Raw genomic sequence first — 16580 nt, 5'->3', positions numbered from 1 at the left:
CCCTTACCGCAGCGGGAAGTTGCGGTCGAAGACGTTCTCCGGGTCGTACCGGTCCTTGAGCCCGCGCAACCGGGTAAGGGTCGGCTCGGGGAACGCCTCGCGCAGCACGTCCGGGGTGCGCCGGGTGTCGAAGCTGAGGTACATGCCGTTCAGGTGCGGGGCGAGCTCGGCCCAGTGCGCGTCGAGCTCCTGCTCCAGCTCCGGGACGGTCGCGGAGAGCAGCGAGAAGTTCTGGGTGCGGTGGGCGTAGGCGGTCGCCGCCGGATCCAGGTCGTTGACCGCCCCGCCCACCGAGCGGAACTGCTCCATCAGCACCTGCCCGGACTCCAGGGCGTCCGCCACCGCCCGCGCCGCGTCGGCAGTGAGGTGGTCCAGCAGGCCGGAGCGGGTGGCGCCGAGCTGCTGTTGACCGTGGTGCGGGGCGCCGCTCACCGGCACCAGACCCGAGTACGGCGCGAGCACCGCGCGCTGCCGCAGCAGCGGTCCCACCCGGAGCAGCGGGGCCAGCACCCGCTCGGCGGCGCTGTGTTCGCCCGCGTACACGGCGGAGACATGGGCCAGACACGGACGGCCCGGCCCGGCGGGCATGAAGGTCAGGAAGCTGGTCAGCTCGCGGGGCGCCGCCTCCAGGACCGCGCCCCACTCCTCGATCAGCGCGGCCGCGTCCCGCGCGTCGAAGACGAGGTCGGCGAAGACCACGTCACCCGCCTCGTACGCCTCCAGCTCCACCGCGGTGAGGACGCCGAAGTTGCCGCCGGCGCCGCGCACCGCCCACAGCAGATCGGGCTCCCGCTCGGCGTCCGCCCGTACCGACTCGCCGTCGGCCAGGACGAGTTCGACCGCCGTGACATGGTCGACGGTCATCCCGTGCAGTCGCGCGAACCAGCCGATGCCGCCCGCCGTGACCAGCCCGCCCACCCCCACGTCTCCGGTGTCCCCGGAGCCGATGGCGAGCCCGTGCGCATCGAGGGCCTGCGCCACCCGCCCCCAGCGGGCGCCCGCCCCGATCCGTATCCGTCGCCGGGCCCGGTCCAGGACCCGCACCCCGTTCAGGCGCGACACGTCGACGACGACACCTCCGTCGTTGGTCGAGCGGCCGCTGATGCCGTGCCCGCCGCTGCGCACCGAGACCACCGAGCCCAGCGCACGCGCGTACCTCAGCGCCTCGGCGGCCTCCTGCGCGGTCTCGGGCAGCAGTACCGCGGCGGGGGAGCCCCGGTGCACATAGCAGTGCCGTACCCGCTCGTACCGTGCGTCGTCCGGCACGACGATCCGCCCGGCCAGGGACTGCGGCACCGGCGGCAGCGTGGACGTCATGACGGGGATCTCCCTCGGTGGGCTTCATCGGACTCTTCGGCTTCACCGGGCACGTCCGCTTCGTCGAGCGGCTCCAGCGCGCAGCGCAGGGCCCGCGTCAGATAGCGCACCAGCCGCTCCGGCGCCATCTCCGCCACCGGCCCGCTGCGCAGCACGTACCGGTTGAAGGCGACCCCGATGAGCTGCACGCCGACCAGGTCGATGCGCTCGTCCGCGTCCGGCCCGGTCAGCACCGTGCGGTACGCCGCCATGCTGCTGTCCCGCATCGCCGTGTACAGCGCGGTCGCCGCGCCCTCGTCGGAGGCGGCGCTGCGGATCAGCGCGAGGAACGGATCGCTGCCGTCGGCGCGCTCCATGCGCTCGACGAACGCCCGGGCGATCCGGTCGGGCAGTGTGCCGGGCGGCCCGGGCACCAGCTCCGGCAGGTCCCGGGTGCCGGGCACGGCGGCCAGGAACAGGCGCTCCTTCGAGCCGAAGTGGCGCATGACCAGGCCGTGGGTGACCCCGGCCCGGCCGGCGATCTCCCGGATGGTGGCGCGCGCGTAACCCCGCTCGGCGAAAGCGGCACGTGCCGCGGCGAGGATCGCCTCCCGATGTGCCTCGGGGGCCCGTACTCGCTTCCGGGCCGAGGCGGTGCCCAGCGGCCCGGAGGCCGTGATCTCCTTGCTCACGCGCTTAATGTACATCTGGTCATTAGCGTTCCGCAGGGCTACGCTCGGGGCAATGACCAGTCGTTCACCGGGGTTCGCGGAGTTCGGAGAGCCGTTCCTGCGCGGCCGGCACGTGCTCGTCGTCGGCGCGACCGGCGGCATAGGGGAGGGCATGACGCGGGCGCTGCTGAAGCTGGGTGCCACCCTGGTCGCGGCCGGCCGGGACGGGGGCCGGCTGCGCCTCCTCGCGGACTACGCGGGCGACACCGGGCCCGGCGTCCTGCGCACCCATGTCATCGATGTGTCGGACCCCGACAGCGCCGCCGTGCGCGCCGAACTCGCCCAGGAGTACGGCCGGTTCGACGGCGCCGTGCTCGCCATCGGCAACTGGGGACCGCCCGGGCGCACCGCCCTCCTCGACGTGTCCGACGAGGTCTGGGACGCCATGGTCGCCGACAACCTCACCAGCCACTTCCGGGCGCTGCGCGCGATCACCCCGCTCCTCGCCCCCGACGGCGCCCTGGTCCATCTCACCGGCTTCAGCGCCGAGATCCCGTATCCGGGCAACGCCCTCGTGGGCGCCACCAACGCCGCCAAGAAGTCCCTGCTGCGCACGCTGACCGCCGAACTCGGCGGCAAGGGCCCGCGCATCCACGAACTCGTCATCGGTCCGATCCGCACCCGCCCGCGCGCCGCCATGGGCGCGGACAGCCCGAGCTGGCTCAGCGCCGAGGACCTCGGCCACCACGCCGGACAACTCATCGCCGGGCGCGGCCCGTGGACCGCCGAACCGCTGCAGTACCTGCTCGACCGGGCGACGGACGTCCTCACCGCACTGCCGCAGTGAGGCATCCGCCGGACGGGGAAAACCAGTGGTCACAGTCGGGGTACAGCCGGGAGACTCGGACATGTGTTCCTGACGATCTCCACGCGCGGCACCGCCGCCTCACCGGCCACCGACCTCGGCTACCTGCTCCACAAGCACCCTGACAAGGCGCAGGCGTTCTCCACCTCCTACGGCACGGCGCACGTCCTCTACCCCGAGGCCGATGCCGAGCGCTGCACGGCGGCGCTGCTGCTGGAGGTCGATGCTGTGGCGCTGGTGCGGCGGGGGAAGGGCAAGGGACGCGGCGGGGCGCCCGACGCGGCACTCGCGCAGTACGTCAACGACCGCCCGTACGCGGCCTCCTCGCTGCTCGCGGTGGCGCTGAGCGCGGTCTTCTCCAGCGCCATACGAGGCGTGTGCAACGCCCGCCCCGAGCGCGCGGCCCAGCCGCTGCCGCTGCGCATCGAGGTGCCCGCGCTGCCCGCCCGCGGCGGCCCGGAGCTGGTACGACGTCTCTTCGAGCCGCTGGGCTGGACCGTCACCGTCGAACCGGTGGCGCTGGACACCGAGTTCCCCGAGTGGGGCGACTCGCGGTACGTGCGGCTCGTCCTGGAGGGCGAGACCCTCACCCTCGCCGAGGCCCTGCGCCACCTCTACGTCCTGCTGCCGGTCCTCGACGACGCCAAGCACTACTGGGTGGCCCCCGACGAGGTCGACAAGCTGCTGCGGGCCGGTGAGGGCTGGCTGCCCGAGCACCCGGAGCAGAAGCTGATCACCAGCCGTTACCTCTCGCGCCGCTGGTCGCTGACGCGCGAGGCGATGGAGCGGCTTGAGCTGGTGCGGCTCGCGGAGGCGGACGACAGCGAGGTCGAGGACATCGACAACGCCGTCGAGGCGGAGACCGAGACGGAGGAGAAGCCCACCCCGCTCGCCGTGCAGCGACGCGAGGCGATCATCACCGCGCTCGGCGCGTCCGGCGCCGCCCGGGTGCTCGACCTCGGCTGCGGACAGGGCCAGTTGGTGCAGGCACTGCTCAAGGACCCCCGGTTCACCGAGATCGTCGGCGTCGATGTGTCGATGCGCGCGCTGACCATCGCCTCCCGGCGGCTCAAGCTGGACCGCATGGGGGAGCGGCAGGCCTCGCGCGTCACGCTCTTCCAGGGCTCGCTCGCGTACACCGACAACCGGCTCAAGGGGTACGACGCCGCCGTGCTCAGCGAGGTGATCGAGCACCTCGACCTGCCGCGGCTGCCCGCCCTGGAGTACGCGGTGTTCGGCTCGGCCCGCCCGAGGACCGTCCTGGTGACGACGCCCAACGTCGAGTACAACGTCCGCTGGGAGTCCCTCCCGGCCGGCCACGTCCGGCACGGCGACCACCGCTTCGAGTGGACGCGGGAGGAGTTCCGTGCCTGGGCCGGGACGGTGGCCGGACGGCACGGGTACGACGTGGAGTTCGTGCCCGTCGGCCCCGACGACCCGGAGGTCGGACCGCCGACCCAGATGGCTGTTTTCCGTATGAGGACCGAGAAGGAGGCGAAGGCGGCATGACCGAGAACCAGACCAAGGGGCGCGTCCTGCCCGTCACCGACCTCTCCCTCGTGGTCCTCGTCGGCGCCTCCGGCTCCGGCAAGTCGACCTTCGCCCGGCGGCACTTCAAGCCGACCGAGGTGATCTCCTCCGACTTCTGCCGCGGCCTGGTCTCCGACGACGAGAACGACCAGAGCGCGACGAAGGACGCCTTCGACGTCCTGCACTACATCGCCGGAAAGCGCCTGGCGGCCGGCCGCCGTACCGTCGTCGACGCGACCAGCGTGCAGTCGGACTCCCGACGCCAGCTGATCGACCTGGCCAAGCAGTACGACGTATTGCCCATCGCCATCGTCCTGGACGTCCCGGAGGAGGTGTGCGCCGAGCGCAACGCGGCCCGCACCGACCGGGCCGACATGCCGCGCCGGGTGATCCAGCGCCACATCCGTGAACTGCGCCGCTCTGTAAGGCACTTGGAGCGCGAGGGCTTCCGCAAGGTGCACGTCCTGCGCGGAGTGGAGGACATCGAGAACGCTTCCGTCGTCACCGAGAAGCGCTTCAACGACCTGACCCACCTCACCGGCCCCTTCGACATCATCGGCGACATCCACGGCTGCGCCTCGGAACTGGAGTCGCTGCTCGGCAAGCTGGGCTACGTCGACGGTGTGCACGCCGAGGGCCGTACGGCCGTCTTCGTCGGTGACCTCGTCGACCGCGGCCCGGACAGCCCGGGCGTGCTGCGCCGCGTGATGTCCATGGTCACGTCCGGCAACGCGCTGTGCGTACCCGGCAACCACGAGAACAAGTACGGCCGGTACCTCAAGGGACGCAAGGTCCAGCACACTCACGGCCTGGCCGAGACCATCGAGCAGATGGAGGGCGAGAGCGACGAGTTCCGCGCGCGGGTGAGGGAGTTCATCGACGGGCTGGTCAGCCACTACGTCCTCGACGGCGGCCGGCTGGTGGTCTGCCACGCCGGTCTGCCCGAGAAGTACCACGGCCGCACCTCCGGCCGGGTCCGCTCGCACGCGCTGTACGGCGACACCACCGGCGAGACCGACGAGTTCGGGCTGCCGGTGCGCTACCCGTGGGCGGAGGACTACCGGGGCCGGGCCGCGGTCGTCTACGGCCACACACCGGTCCCCGAGGCGACCTGGCTCAACAACACCATCTGCCTGGACACCGGTGCCGTCTTCGGCGGCAAGCTCACCGCGCTGCGCTGGCCGGAGCGGGAGCTGGTCGACGTACCGGCCGAGCAGGTCTGGTACGAGCCTGCGCGCCCGCTGCGGACCGAGGCACCCGGCGGGCACGACGGCCGGCCGCTCGACCTGAACGACGTGCACGGCCGCCGGGTGGTGGAGACGCGGCACGCGGGCCGGGTGTCCGTCCGTGAGGAGAACGCGGCGGCGGCCCTGGAGGTCATGAGCCGTTTCGCTGTCGACCCGCGCCTGCTGCCGTACCTGCCGCCGACCATGGCGCCGACAGCCACCAGTCACGTGGAGGGCTACCTGGAGCACCCCGCCGAGGCCTTCGCACAGTACGCGGCCGACGGCGTCACGAGAGTCGTGTGCGAGGAGAAGCACATGGGTTCGCGGGCGGTGGCGCTGGTGTGCCGGGACGCGGAGGCCGCGCGCAAGCGGTTCGGGGTCGACGGCCCGACGGGCTCGCTGTACACCCGTACCGGGCGGCCGTTCTTCGACGACGAGTCGGTCACGGAGGAGATCCTCGGGCGGGTCCGCACAGCCGTCACCGAGGCCGGTCTCTGGGACGAACTCGCCACTGACTGGCTTGTGCTGGACGCCGAGCTGATGCCGTGGTCGCTGAAGGCCTCCGGGCTGCTGCGGTCCCAGTACGCGGCCGTCGGCGCCGCCTCCGGCGCGGTGTTCCCCGGTGCGCTCGCCGCGCTGGAGGGTGCCGCGTCCCGGGGCGTCGAGGTGGCCGAGCTGCTGGCACGCCAGCGGGAACGGGCGTCGAACGCGGCCGCGTTCACGCAGGCGTACCGCCGCTACTGCTGGACGACCGAGGGCCTGGACGGCGTACGACTCGCCCCCTTCCAGATCCTGGCCGTCCAGGGCCGCAGCCTCGCCGGACTGCCGCACGACGAGCAGCTCGCCCTGCTCGACCGGCTCGTCGAGCACGACGGCAGCGGCCTGCTGCAGCCCACCCGGCGGCTCTACGTCGACACCGGCGACCCGGAGTCGGTGCAGGCCGGCGTCGACTGGTGGCTGGAGATGACCGGTCGCGGCGGCGAGGGCATGGTCGTGAAGCCGCTGGGCGCGCTGATGCGCAGCACCGAGGGACGGCTCGTGCAGCCCGGCATCAAGTGCCGGGGTCGCGAGTACTTGCGGATCATCTACGGTCCGGAGTACACCCGCCCCGACAACCTCACCCGGCTGCGCAGCCGCTTCCTGAACCACAAGCGGTCGCTGGCGATCCGCGAGTACGCCCTGGGCCTGGAGGCCCTGGACCGGCTGGCGGAGGGGGAGCCGCTGTGGCGGGTGCACGAGGCCGTGTTCGGGGTGCTGGCGCTGGAGTCGGAGCCGGTGGACCCGCGGCTTTGAGCCAATGGTGTGGCTGCGCTTCTGGCGACGGTGCCGGTCGGCGCGCTGGGCGGCGGGGCGCCGGCGGCGGCGCTGGGGGAACGTACCGGTGCTGGTGGCGGCAGCGGTGATCGCGCCGGCCTCCCGTGCGACGCTGCGGGCGCCGATGCGGGCGCGGCAGGCGCGGGAGCTGCCGCTACCCGACCAGGCGCAGTGACGTCCCCGCCACGCCCACCCGCACGGACTGCCCCCAGGTCAGCTGCAGCGCGTCCCCCTCCATCCCGTCACCGAAGGCGATCAGCCGCTCGGACTCGACGGTGAGGGTGAGACGGGCCGAGGCCGCGAGCTCACCCGCGACCAGGGACGTCCCCGTGGCCGGCGACGGCCATGCCTCCCGTACGAACCACAGCAGCCGGTCGTCGGTCGGGCGGGGCAGTGACAGGGCGGTCAGGGCGGCGCCCCGCTCCTGCCACACCGACCGGATCCATCCCGTCGCCCCCGTCCCCGTCCCCACCAGCACCCCGGACGAAGCCTGGGCCTCGACGACACCCCCGTCGTTCTCGAGGCCCAGGCGGTATCTGGCCGTCTGATGTCCGGCGGCGCCCAGGTAGATCTCGTTGAGCGCGACGATCCGCTGAGTGTCGTCGGCGACCGCCTCGACCATGGTGAGTTCGTCCACGGCGCTCGTGCGGACCGCCGGGAGCAGCGCCGCCGCGTCCGCGGGCCGGTGCCGCACCAGGACGCCCGGGTTGCGCCCGGGGTCCGAATCGATGCCCACCACCGGCTGCCCGGCGAGGTACTTGGCGACGTTCGCCACCAGCCCGTCCTGCCCGACGACCACCACGACGTCCTCCGGCGCGAACAGGAAACGGTCCAGATCGCCCCGCTCGACGATGGTCTGACGCCATGTCAGCGGAATCGCGGAGGTCACCTCGGCCAGCGCCCGCCGGGTGCGCCGGTGCCGCTCGGCGACCTCCCCGATGTCCCGGCCCCGGGAGGAGAGGAAGAAGGCGGCCTGCCCGTGCGTACCGTGGTGGGCCACCAGCTCCTCGTACTCCGTGGTCCGATGGACCAGCACGACCCGCGGCGCAAGGCTCACGCGACACGCTCCGCGGAGAGGCCGTGCCGGACGAGCGCCCCCGTCGACCCGACCACGGCCGACGGCTGCCCGGCAGGACGGGCCGACGTCAGACCGACCACCGTCGCTCGGCGGAGTCCGGTCTGTCCGGCTGTGGGCTTCGCGGTCGCTCCGGGTTGCCGGGTGAGTGGGTGCGTCGGCGCGACGGTGGACGGCGGTTGTCCGGTGTTCGTGCTCGTGCTGTGGGGTGCGGCGGGGCCGGTCGGTGGCAGGCCGATCGCCCTCGCTCCGCGGGGTCGGGTCCTTCCGGCTCCCGCCCTCACGCCCGCTCCTGCACGCCCAGCTTGGCCAGCAGCCCCGTCAGCACGTCCGGCGAGACGGTCACGCTGTCGATGTTCGGCAGGTTCTCCGCCAGCCGGGTGCCGGTGAGGGCGTGCAGGGTCGCGACGTCCACCTCGGCGTGCACCCGTAGCCAGGCCGCCTGTGCCTGAGCTCGCGCTTCCCCGACTTCGCGTGCGCCCTCGGCCTCCGCGCGGGCGAGCCGTACGGAGCGAGCCGCCTCCGCCTCCGCCAGTCGCTCGGTGCGCCGTGCCTCGGCGTCCGCGAGCTGCACGGACCGCGTGGCTTCCGCGTCGGCCAGCCGAAGCGAGCGGTCCGCCTCCGCCTGAGCCAGCTTCACCGTCCGTGCGGCCTCCGCCTCGGCCCGTACCGCATCCGCCGCCGCGTGCTCCTCGGCCTCCCGCCGAGTGTTGGTTCCGCGCTGCTCGACCAACTGCTCCTCGCGGCGGGCGAGTTCGATCTGGCTGGCCAGTTCGTTCTCGGCGATGGCCCGCTCCCGCTCGACGGCCACGGCCCGCCGCTCGTACGTCGCCCGGTCGGCCTCCTGCTGGATCTGCTCACGGGCGGGCGTGCGCAGGGCCCGCTCCACCTCCGGCTCCGGACGCAGCGCCACCACACGGACGGCGACCACTTCGATGCCGGTGGCCGGCAGCCGCGGTTCGGCACCCAGCCCCGCCGCGACCCGCTCCCGCACCGCCGCCACCCCGTCCACCAGGGCCGAGGACAGTGACGTACGGGCGAGGACGTCCAGCGCGTGCTGCTGGGCCGTCTCCGTCAGCAGCGTCCCCAGCTGCTCCAGCGGTGCGCCCCGCCACACCCCCGTGTCCGGGTCCACGGAGAAGTCCAGCCGCGCAGCGGCGAGCGCCGGGTCGCTGATCCGGTACGTCACCGTCGCCTGCACCGCCACGTCCTGGAAGTCGGACGTACGGGCATGGAAGGTCATCGCCAACTCCCGGTCGTCGACCGGGACTTCGGAGAGCGCCGCGGTCAGCGCACGGAACCAGAAGCTGAGCCCCGGGCCGTCGTGCAGCAGCTTCCCCGCGCGGTGGTGCCGGATGTGCGCCGTCGGCGCCCCCCGCAGATGGCGCCAGCCCAGACGCCGTGTGATGTCGGCCATCGAACCCCCTCATTCTCGTCCGTTCGACGATAACGGTCTCGACTGTTTATCGTCAAGGGGACGAAAATAAGAGTGCGAATAAACCGTCGACCGGCGGGTCAAGAGCCCCCCCGATGGTCAGGATGGAGGCATGGGAATGCATGTCGACTCCGAGGCCGGGCGGCTGCGCCGCGTCATACTCCACCGGCCGGATCTCGAGCTCAAAAGGCTCACCCCCAGCAACAAGGACGCCCTCCTCTTCGACGACGTGCTCTGGGTGCGCCGCGCCCGCGCCGAGCACGACGGTTTCGCCGACGTCCTGCGCGACCGCGGGGTCGCCGTCCATCTCTTCGGCGACCTGCTCACCGAGGCCCTGGAGGTCCCGGCGGCGAGAACGCTCGTCCTGGACCGGGTCTTCGACGAGAAGGAGTACGGCGTCCTCGCCACCGACCACCTCAGAGCCGCCTTCGAGACCCTCCCCGCGCAGGAGCTGGCCGAGGCCCTGGTCGGCGGCATGACCAAACGCGAGTTCCTGGAAGCCCACGCGGAGCCCACCTCCGTCCGCTTCCACGTCATGGACCTCGACGACTTCCTCCTCGCCCCCCTCCCCAACCACCTCTTCACCCGTGACACCTCCGCCTGGATCTACGACGGTGTCGCCGTCAACGCCATGCGCTGGCCGGCCCGGCAGCGCGAGACGGTGCACTTCGAGGCGATCTACCGCCACCATCCCCTCTTCCGCGACGAGACGTTCCACGTCTGGTCCGAGGGGCAGGCCGACTACCCGTCCACGATCGAGGGCGGGGACGTCCTGGTCATCGGCAACGGGGCCGTCCTGATCGGGATGAGCGAGCGCACCACCCCGCAGGCGGTGGAGATGCTGGCGCACAAGCTGTTCGAGGCCGGTTCCGCGCAGACGATCGTGGCCCTCGACATGCCGAAGCGGCGCGCCTTCATGCACCTCGACACCGTGATGACGATGGTCGACGGCGACACCTTCACCCAGTACGCGGGCCTCGGCATGCTCCGCTCGTACACCATCGAACCCGGCGTCGGCGACAAGGAACTCAAGGTCACCGACCACCCGCCGGAGCACATGCACCGCGCGATCGCCGCCGCCCTCGGTCTGAGCGAGATCCGCGTCCTGACCGCCACCCAGGACGTGCACGCCGCCGAGCGCGAGCAGTGGGACGACGGCTGCAACGTCCTCGCCGTCGAACCGGGCGTCGTCGTCGCCTACGAACGCAACTCCACCACCAACACCCACCTGCGCAAACAGGGCATCGAGGTCATCGAGATCCCCGGCAGCGAGCTGGGTCGGGGCCGGGGCGGCCCGCGCTGTATGAGCTGTCCCGTCGAACGGGCTGCCGTATAGAAATGCAATTCTTCGTATAGACTTCCATCCGTATACGTCCCCGCATTCCTGGAGCGCCCCCATGGCGACAGTCCCGACCGCCCTCGCCGGCCGCCACTTCCTCAAGGAGCTCGACTTCTCCCAGCAGGAGTTCCTCGGCCTGATCGAGCTGGCCGCCGAGCTGAAGGCCGCCAAGAAGGCCGGGACCGAGACGCAGTACCTGCGGGGCCGGAACATCGCGCTGATCTTCGAGAAGACCTCGACACGCACGCGCTGTGCGTTCGAGGTCGCAGCCGCCGACCAGGGCGCCTCGACGACCTATCTCGACCCCGCGGGCTCGCAGATCGGGCACAAGGAGTCCGTGAAGGACACCGCGCGTGTGCTGGGGCGGATGTACGACGCGATCGAGTACCGCGGGCACGGGCAGGGTGTCGTCGAGGAGCTGGCCGCATACGCCGGGGTTCCCGTCTACAACGGCCTCACCGACGAGTGGCACCCCACCCAGATGCTCGCCGACGTGCTCACCATGACCGAGCACAGCGACAAGCCGATCGGTGAGACGGTCTTCGCCTACCTCGGCGACTCCCGCTACAACATGGGCAACTCCTACCTGGTCACGGGCGCCCTGCTCGGCATGGACGTCCGTATCGTCGCGCCCCGGGTGCTGTGGCCGGACGAGACGATCGTCGAGGTGGCCGAGCAGCTCGCCGCCGCCTCCGGCGGCCAGGTCACGCTCACCGAGGACATGAAGGAGGGCGTGCGGGGCGCCGACTTCGTCGCCACCGACGTCTGGGTGTCGATGGGGGAGCCGAAGGAGGTCTGGGACGAGCGCATAGCGCTGCTCGGCCCCTACGCCGTGACCATGGACGTGCTGCGCGCCACCGGCAACCCCGAGGTGAAGTTCATGCACTGTCTGCCGGCTTTCCACGACCTCGGCACGCGCGTCGGCCGCGAGGTCCACGAGCGGCACGGTCTGACGGAGCTGGAGGTCACCGACGAGGTGTTCGAGTCGGAGCACTCCGTGGTCTTCGACGAGGCCGAGAACCGTATGCACACGATCAAGGCGGTCCTGGTCGCGACCCTGGCGTGACGCCCGGCGCCGTACTCAGGCGGAACGCCGCTGCCGGGGCACCACCGGCAGGCGGAACCACACGGCCTTGCCGGTCGTCGTCGGCCGGTGACCGCAGGACGAGCTGAGCGCACGGATCAGCAGCAGCCCGCGCCCGTGCTCCTGCCAGGGGTCGGGCATCTGCGCGCCCGGCCAGGTGAGATCGAACGGCGGCACCGGGTCCGGGTCGTGCACCTCGACCTGGCAGCCGCCCGGCAGCAGCTCCACCACGAGCTCTATCGGGCAGTCCCCGACGACGGTGTGCTCCACGGCGTTCGCGACCAGCTCCGCCGTGAGCAGTTCCGCGGTGTCGCAGTCGGCCCCGTGCTCCAGCTCGGCGAGCGCCGTGCGCACGAGTGCACGGGCCACGGGCACGGCCGCGGCGGAGTGCGGCAGTGCGATGCGCCAGGAGGCGGCGGACGACGAGGGGCGGTCGTACAAGGCGGGTCCGTTCATGAGCAGGCTGTCCTGCTTTCAACTTTTACGAATGGTACGGCGCCGCCCGACGAGACGCCCGACGGGCACCGTGCGGAGCCTTCGGCCCCGCTGACGGGCGGCTTACCCGTAGCAACGGCTTGCTCCGCATCGCCGCTCCCACCGTTGCCCTCCTGTCGACGAGCCGTGACGAAAGTGACCGCCCCGGGTCGGATCCGCGGTGATGTCCGCCCGCCCCGGAGAGTTCTATCGCGCTGTCGTGACGACAGTCACGGATGGGTGATAGCTTCGAAGGGTAGAGCTCAGTGAGGCAGTGCCCGCCCCCCGAGGAGGCCGCACGTCATGAGTCCCTTCACCGGCTCCGCCGCCCGCACCTCCGACTGGCGGCATCTGCGCCTGGAGCACGCCGACGGGGTCGCCACGGTCACCCTCGCCCGCCCCGAGAAACTCAACGCGCTCACCTTCGGCGCCTACGCCGACCTGCGCGACCTGCTCGCCGAGCTCTCCCGCGAGCGGTCCGTACGGGCCCTGGTCCTGGCCGGTGAGGGCCGCGGCTTCTGCTCGGGCGGCGACGTCGACGAGATCATCGGCGCGACCCTGTCCATGGACACCGCCCAGCTCCTCGACTTCAACCGGATGACCGGCCAGACCGTGCGGGCGATACGGGAGTGCCCGTTCCCCGTGATCGCTGCGGTGCACGGGGTGGCGGCGGGCGCCGGGGCGGTCCTCGCCCTGGCGGCGGACTTCCGCGTCGCGGACCCCTCCGCCCGCTTCGCGTTCCTGTTCACCAGGGTGGGCCTGTCCGGCGGCGACATGGGCGCGGCGTATCTGCTGCCGAGGGTCGTCGGCCTGGGCCACGCGACCCGCCTGCTGATGCTGGGCGAACCGGTCCGCGCTCCCGAGGCGGAACGCATCGGCCTGATCAGCGAACTGACCGACGAGGGCGGCGCGGACGGGGCCGCACAGGCGCTGGCCCACCGCCTGGCCGACGGCCCGGCACTGGCGTACGCCCAGACGAAGGCACTGCTGACGGCCGAGCTGGACATGCCGTTGGCTGCCTCCGTCGAACTGGACGCCTCGACGCAGGCCCTCCTGATGAACGGTGAGGACTACGCGGAGTTCCACGCGGCGTTCACGGAGAAGCGGCCGCCGAAGTGGCAGGGGAGGTGAGACTGCGATGCGTGTCGCGATCATCGGCGGAGGCCCCGGTGGACTGTACGCCGCGGCCCTGCTGAAACGACTCGACCCGGCCCGCGAAATCACCGTGTGGGAACGCAACGCCCCCGACGACACCTTCGGCTTCGGAGTCGTCCTCTCCGACGAGACCCTGGGCGGCATCGAACACGCCGACCCGGTCGTCTACGAGGCCCTCCAGAAGGACTTCATCCGCTGGGACGACATCGACATCGTCCACCGGAACACCCGCCAGACCTCCGGGGGGCACGGTTTCGCCGCACTCGGCAGAAAACGCCTCCTGGAGATACTGCACGACCGCTGCCGGGACCTGGGCGTCGAGCTGCGCTTTTGTTCGGAAGCCCCGTACCCCGACTGGCTGGCACAGTCGTACGACCTGGTCATCGCCGCCGACGGAGTCAACAGCACCACCCGTGAGGCCTACGCCGACGTGTTCCGCCCTCGGGTGGCCACCCACCGCTGCCGCTACATCTGGCTCGCCGCCGACTTCGCCTTCGACGCCTTCCGCTTCGAGATCGCCGAGACAGAGCACGGCGTGATGCAGCTGCACGGCTACCCGTACGCCCCCGACGCCTCCACCGTGATCGTGGAGATGCACGAGGACGTGTGGCGCGCCGCCGGTTTCGAGGAGCTCGACGAGACGGAGTCCGTCGAACGCTGCGCCAAGATCTTCGCGGAGGCGCTCCGCGGACGCCCGCTCCGCTCCAACAAGTCGGCGTGGACGACCTTCCGCACGGTCGTCAACGAGCGCTGGTCCCACGGCAACGTGGTCCTGCTCGGCGACGCCGCCCACACCGCCCACTTCTCCATCGGCTCCGGCACCAAGCTCGCCGTCGAGGACGCCCTCGCACTCGCCGCCTGCCTGGAGGAACAGGCCACCCTGGCCGAGGCGCTCGCGGCCTACGAGGGGGAACGCAAACCCGTCGTCGCCTCCACCCAGCGTGCGGCCCGCGCCAGCCTGGAGTGGTTCGAGAACCTGGGGCTGTACCTGGACCAGCCGCCCCGCCAGTTCGCCTTCAACCTGCTCACCCGCAGTCGCCGCGTCACCCACGACAACCTGCGGCTGCGCGACGCCCGCTTCACCGCAGCCGTGGAGCGCGAGTTCGGCTGCCCGCCCGGTACGCCGCCCATGTTCACCCCGTTCCGGCTGCGCGGCCTGACCCTGCGCAACCGGGTCGTCGTCTCGCCCATGGACATGTACTCGGCGGCCGACGGCGTCCCCGGCGACTTCCACCTCGTCCATCTGGGCGCACGGGCGCTCGGCGGCGCCGGCCTGGTGATGACCGAGATGGTGTGCGTCAGCGCGGAGGGCCGGATCACCCCCGGTTGCGCCGGCCTCTACACCGGACGGCAGGCCGAGTCCTGGAAGCGGATCACCGAGTTCGTGCACGCCCAGTCGCCGGGCACCGCGATCGGCGTGCAGCTCGGCCACTCCGGCCGCAAGGGCTCGACCAGGCTGATGTGGGAGGGCATGGACGAACCGCTGCCCGACGGCAACTGGCCCCTGGTGGCCGCATCCCCGCTGCCGTACAAGCCGGGCAGCCAGACCCCACGTGAGCTGACCCGTGCCCAACTCACCGATATCCGCGAGCAGTTCACCTCCGCCGCCTGGCGGGCCGCCCGCGCGGGCTTCGACCTCCTCGAACTCCACTGCGCCCACGGCTATCTGCTCTCCGGCTTCCTCTCCCCGCTCACCAACCGCCGCACCGACGCCTACGGCGGCTCGCTGGAGAAACGACTCCGCTTCCCCCTGGAGGTCTTCGACGCGGTGCGGGGTGTGTGGCCCGAGGAGAAGCCCATGACCGTCCGTATCTCGGCCACCGACTGGGCCGAGGGCGGTACGACCGCCGAGGACGCCGTCGAGATCGCCCGCGCCTTCGCCGCGCACGGCGTCGACGCCATCGACGTCTCGACCGGGCAGGTCGTGGCCGACGACCACCCGGAGTTCGGGCGCTCGTACCAGACGCCGTACGCCGACCGCATCCGCCACACCACCGGCCTCCCGGTGATCGCGGTCGGCGCGATCTCCTCCTGGGACGATGTCAACTCGCTGATCCTGGCCGGCCGTACGGACCTCTGCGCCCTCGCCCGCCCCCATCTCTACGACCCGCACTGGACCCTGCACGCGGCAGCCGAGCAGGGCTACGAAGGCCCCGGCGTCGTCTGGCCGGCCCCGTACCGCGCAGGCAGCCGCCGCCCACAGACGGGCCGCACGGACGCTCCCAAGCCCCGCCTGACGCTGGAGACCTGAGTCCTGCGGCAACGGAGAGAACGCCGTTGCGTGCGAGGGCCTCGGGGGTCACACGCCCGCGAATTCGGCCCCCGCGTCCCTCAGCCGCGCATGCAGGTCCCGGAACACGGCGGCCGAGCGGACGCCGGGCCAGTCCTCGGGGAGGAGGCGGGCGGGCAGGCCGGGGTCGGTGTAGGGGAGGTGGCGCCAGGAGTCGAGGGCGAGGAGGTAGTCGCGGTAGGCCTCCTCGGGCGGGGTGTCCGCCCGGTGCTCCCACCCGTGCAGCACGGGCGCGTGCCGGTCGAGGAACGCCTCGTGCTCCTTGGCGATCGCGGCCAGGTCCCACCAGCGGGCGACCGCCTCCTCGGTCGCGGCGAACCCGAGGTGCTCGCCGCGGAACAGGTCGACGTACGGGTCGAGGCGCAGACGTTCGAGGGTGTGCCGGGTCTCCTCGTACAGCCGGGCGGGAGCGATCCACACCCCGGGTGTCGCCGTGCCGAACCCGAGCCCGGCCAGCCGGGAGCGCAGCACATGCCGCTTCTGCCGCTCCGACTCCGGCACGGAGAACACGGCGAGCACCCAGCCCTCGTCCTCGGGCGGCGCGGTGGCGTAGATGCGCCGGTCGCCGTCGTCGAGCAACTGGCGGGCGTCCAGCGACAGTTCGTACCCTGCGGCACCCTGCGCCGTACGGGCCGGCAGCAGCAGTCCGCGGCGTTTGAGACGGGAGACCGACGAGCGCACGGAGGGTGCGTCCACGCCGACCGCGGCGAGCAGCCGGATCAGTTCCGCGACGGGCACGGGGCCCGGCGCGAAGCGGCCGTACGCGCCGTAGAGCGTGACGATGAGAGACCGTGGTGCATGCTGGTCGGACACGTTGATCATCTTA

General features: G+C 72.0%; 13 protein-coding genes. 7 read left to right on the top strand and 6 right to left on the bottom strand.

Annotated features, from left to right (window positions below; translation table 11 throughout):
- Nucleotides 1–3: 3 nt before the first annotated feature.
- Together ACWDAG_RS18995 and ACWDAG_RS18990 are read right to left on the bottom strand one after the other, a co-directional pair.
- Entirely contained in the window at nt 4–1317 is a 1314-nt protein-coding gene (locus ACWDAG_RS18995) for an FAD-binding oxidoreductase (protein WP_450696741.1), read from the bottom strand.
- Nucleotides 1314–1988, bottom strand: a complete 675-nt coding sequence (locus tag ACWDAG_RS18990) for a TetR/AcrR family transcriptional regulator (RefSeq protein WP_450696740.1) — start codon at nt 1986–1988, stop codon at nt 1314–1316. The genes ACWDAG_RS18995 and ACWDAG_RS18990 overlap by 4 nt, the downstream gene beginning before the upstream one ends.
- Before the next feature lie 52 nt (nt 1989–2040).
- Here ACWDAG_RS18990 and ACWDAG_RS18985 point away from each other — a divergent pair, with 52 nt between their 5' ends.
- The 3 genes from ACWDAG_RS18985 (at nt 2041) to ACWDAG_RS18975 (ending at nt 6881) form a co-directional block, all read left to right on the top strand.
- On the top strand, nt 2041–2814 hold the full coding sequence (locus ACWDAG_RS18985; protein ID WP_450696739.1) for an SDR family NAD(P)-dependent oxidoreductase: 774 nt from the start codon (nt 2041–2043) through the stop codon (nt 2812–2814).
- A gap of 63 nt (nt 2815–2877) precedes the next feature.
- Nucleotides 2878–4341: a 3' terminal RNA ribose 2'-O-methyltransferase Hen1 gene (locus tag ACWDAG_RS18980; protein WP_450696738.1), complete on the top strand. Its 1464-nt coding sequence runs from the start codon at nt 2878–2880 to the stop codon at nt 4339–4341.
- Complete coding sequence (locus tag ACWDAG_RS18975) at nt 4338–6881, top strand: polynucleotide kinase-phosphatase (RefSeq protein ID WP_450696737.1); 2544 nt, start codon at nt 4338–4340, stop codon at nt 6879–6881. The genes ACWDAG_RS18980 and ACWDAG_RS18975 overlap by 4 nt, the downstream gene beginning before the upstream one ends.
- A 175-nt stretch (nt 6882–7056) precedes the next feature.
- Here the strand turns inward: ACWDAG_RS18975 and ACWDAG_RS18970 are convergent, their stop codons facing one another.
- Together ACWDAG_RS18970 and ACWDAG_RS18965 are read right to left on the bottom strand one after the other, a co-directional pair.
- Nucleotides 7057–7959 (bottom strand): hypothetical protein, encoded by a 903-nt coding sequence (locus tag ACWDAG_RS18970; RefSeq protein ID WP_450696736.1) that lies wholly within the window; start codon nt 7957–7959, stop codon nt 7057–7059.
- A gap of 298 nt (nt 7960–8257) precedes the next feature.
- Entirely contained in the window at nt 8258–9394 is a 1137-nt protein-coding gene (locus tag ACWDAG_RS18965; protein WP_450696735.1) for an SPFH domain-containing protein, read from the bottom strand.
- Nucleotides 9395–9524: 130 nt separating this feature from the next.
- On the opposite strand from ACWDAG_RS18965, the gene ACWDAG_RS18960 reads away from it, so the two are divergent.
- Nucleotides 9525–10748, top strand: a complete 1224-nt coding sequence (locus ACWDAG_RS18960; protein ID WP_450696734.1) for an arginine deiminase — start codon at nt 9525–9527, stop codon at nt 10746–10748.
- A gap of 61 nt (nt 10749–10809) precedes the next feature.
- Nucleotides 10810–11817: an ornithine carbamoyltransferase gene (gene argF, locus ACWDAG_RS18955; protein WP_450696733.1), complete on the top strand. Its 1008-nt coding sequence runs from the start codon at nt 10810–10812 to the stop codon at nt 11815–11817.
- Nucleotides 11818–11832: 15 nt separating this feature from the next.
- On the opposite strand, the gene ACWDAG_RS18950 is transcribed toward argF, so the two are convergent.
- Nucleotides 11833–12291, bottom strand: coding sequence for an ATP-binding protein (locus ACWDAG_RS18950; protein ID WP_450696732.1), 459 nt, complete (start codon nt 12289–12291; stop codon nt 11833–11835).
- A gap of 321 nt (nt 12292–12612) precedes the next feature.
- Here ACWDAG_RS18950 and ACWDAG_RS18945 point away from each other — a divergent pair, with 321 nt between their 5' ends.
- Nucleotides 12613–13440 (top strand): enoyl-CoA hydratase family protein, encoded by an 828-nt coding sequence (locus ACWDAG_RS18945; protein WP_450696731.1) that lies wholly within the window; start codon nt 12613–12615, stop codon nt 13438–13440.
- Nucleotides 13441–13447: 7 nt separating this feature from the next.
- Nucleotides 13448–15715 carry a bifunctional salicylyl-CoA 5-hydroxylase/oxidoreductase gene (locus ACWDAG_RS18940; RefSeq protein ID WP_450696730.1) on the top strand — a complete coding sequence of 756 codons (2268 nt, stop codon included), beginning with the start codon at nt 13448–13450 and terminating at the stop codon, nt 15713–15715.
- 48 nt (nt 15716–15763) lie between these two features.
- On the opposite strand, the gene ACWDAG_RS18935 is transcribed toward ACWDAG_RS18940, so the two are convergent.
- Nucleotides 15764–16576: a PaaX family transcriptional regulator gene (locus tag ACWDAG_RS18935; protein WP_450696729.1), complete on the bottom strand. Its 813-nt coding sequence runs from the start codon at nt 16574–16576 to the stop codon at nt 15764–15766.
- Between the last annotated feature and the right edge of the window lie 4 nt (nt 16577–16580).

The organism is Streptomyces sp. NPDC001157, from assembly GCF_053598255.1.
The sequence above is the reverse complement of the archived record's forward strand: the minus strand, read 5'-3'. Positions and strand labels throughout refer to the sequence as shown.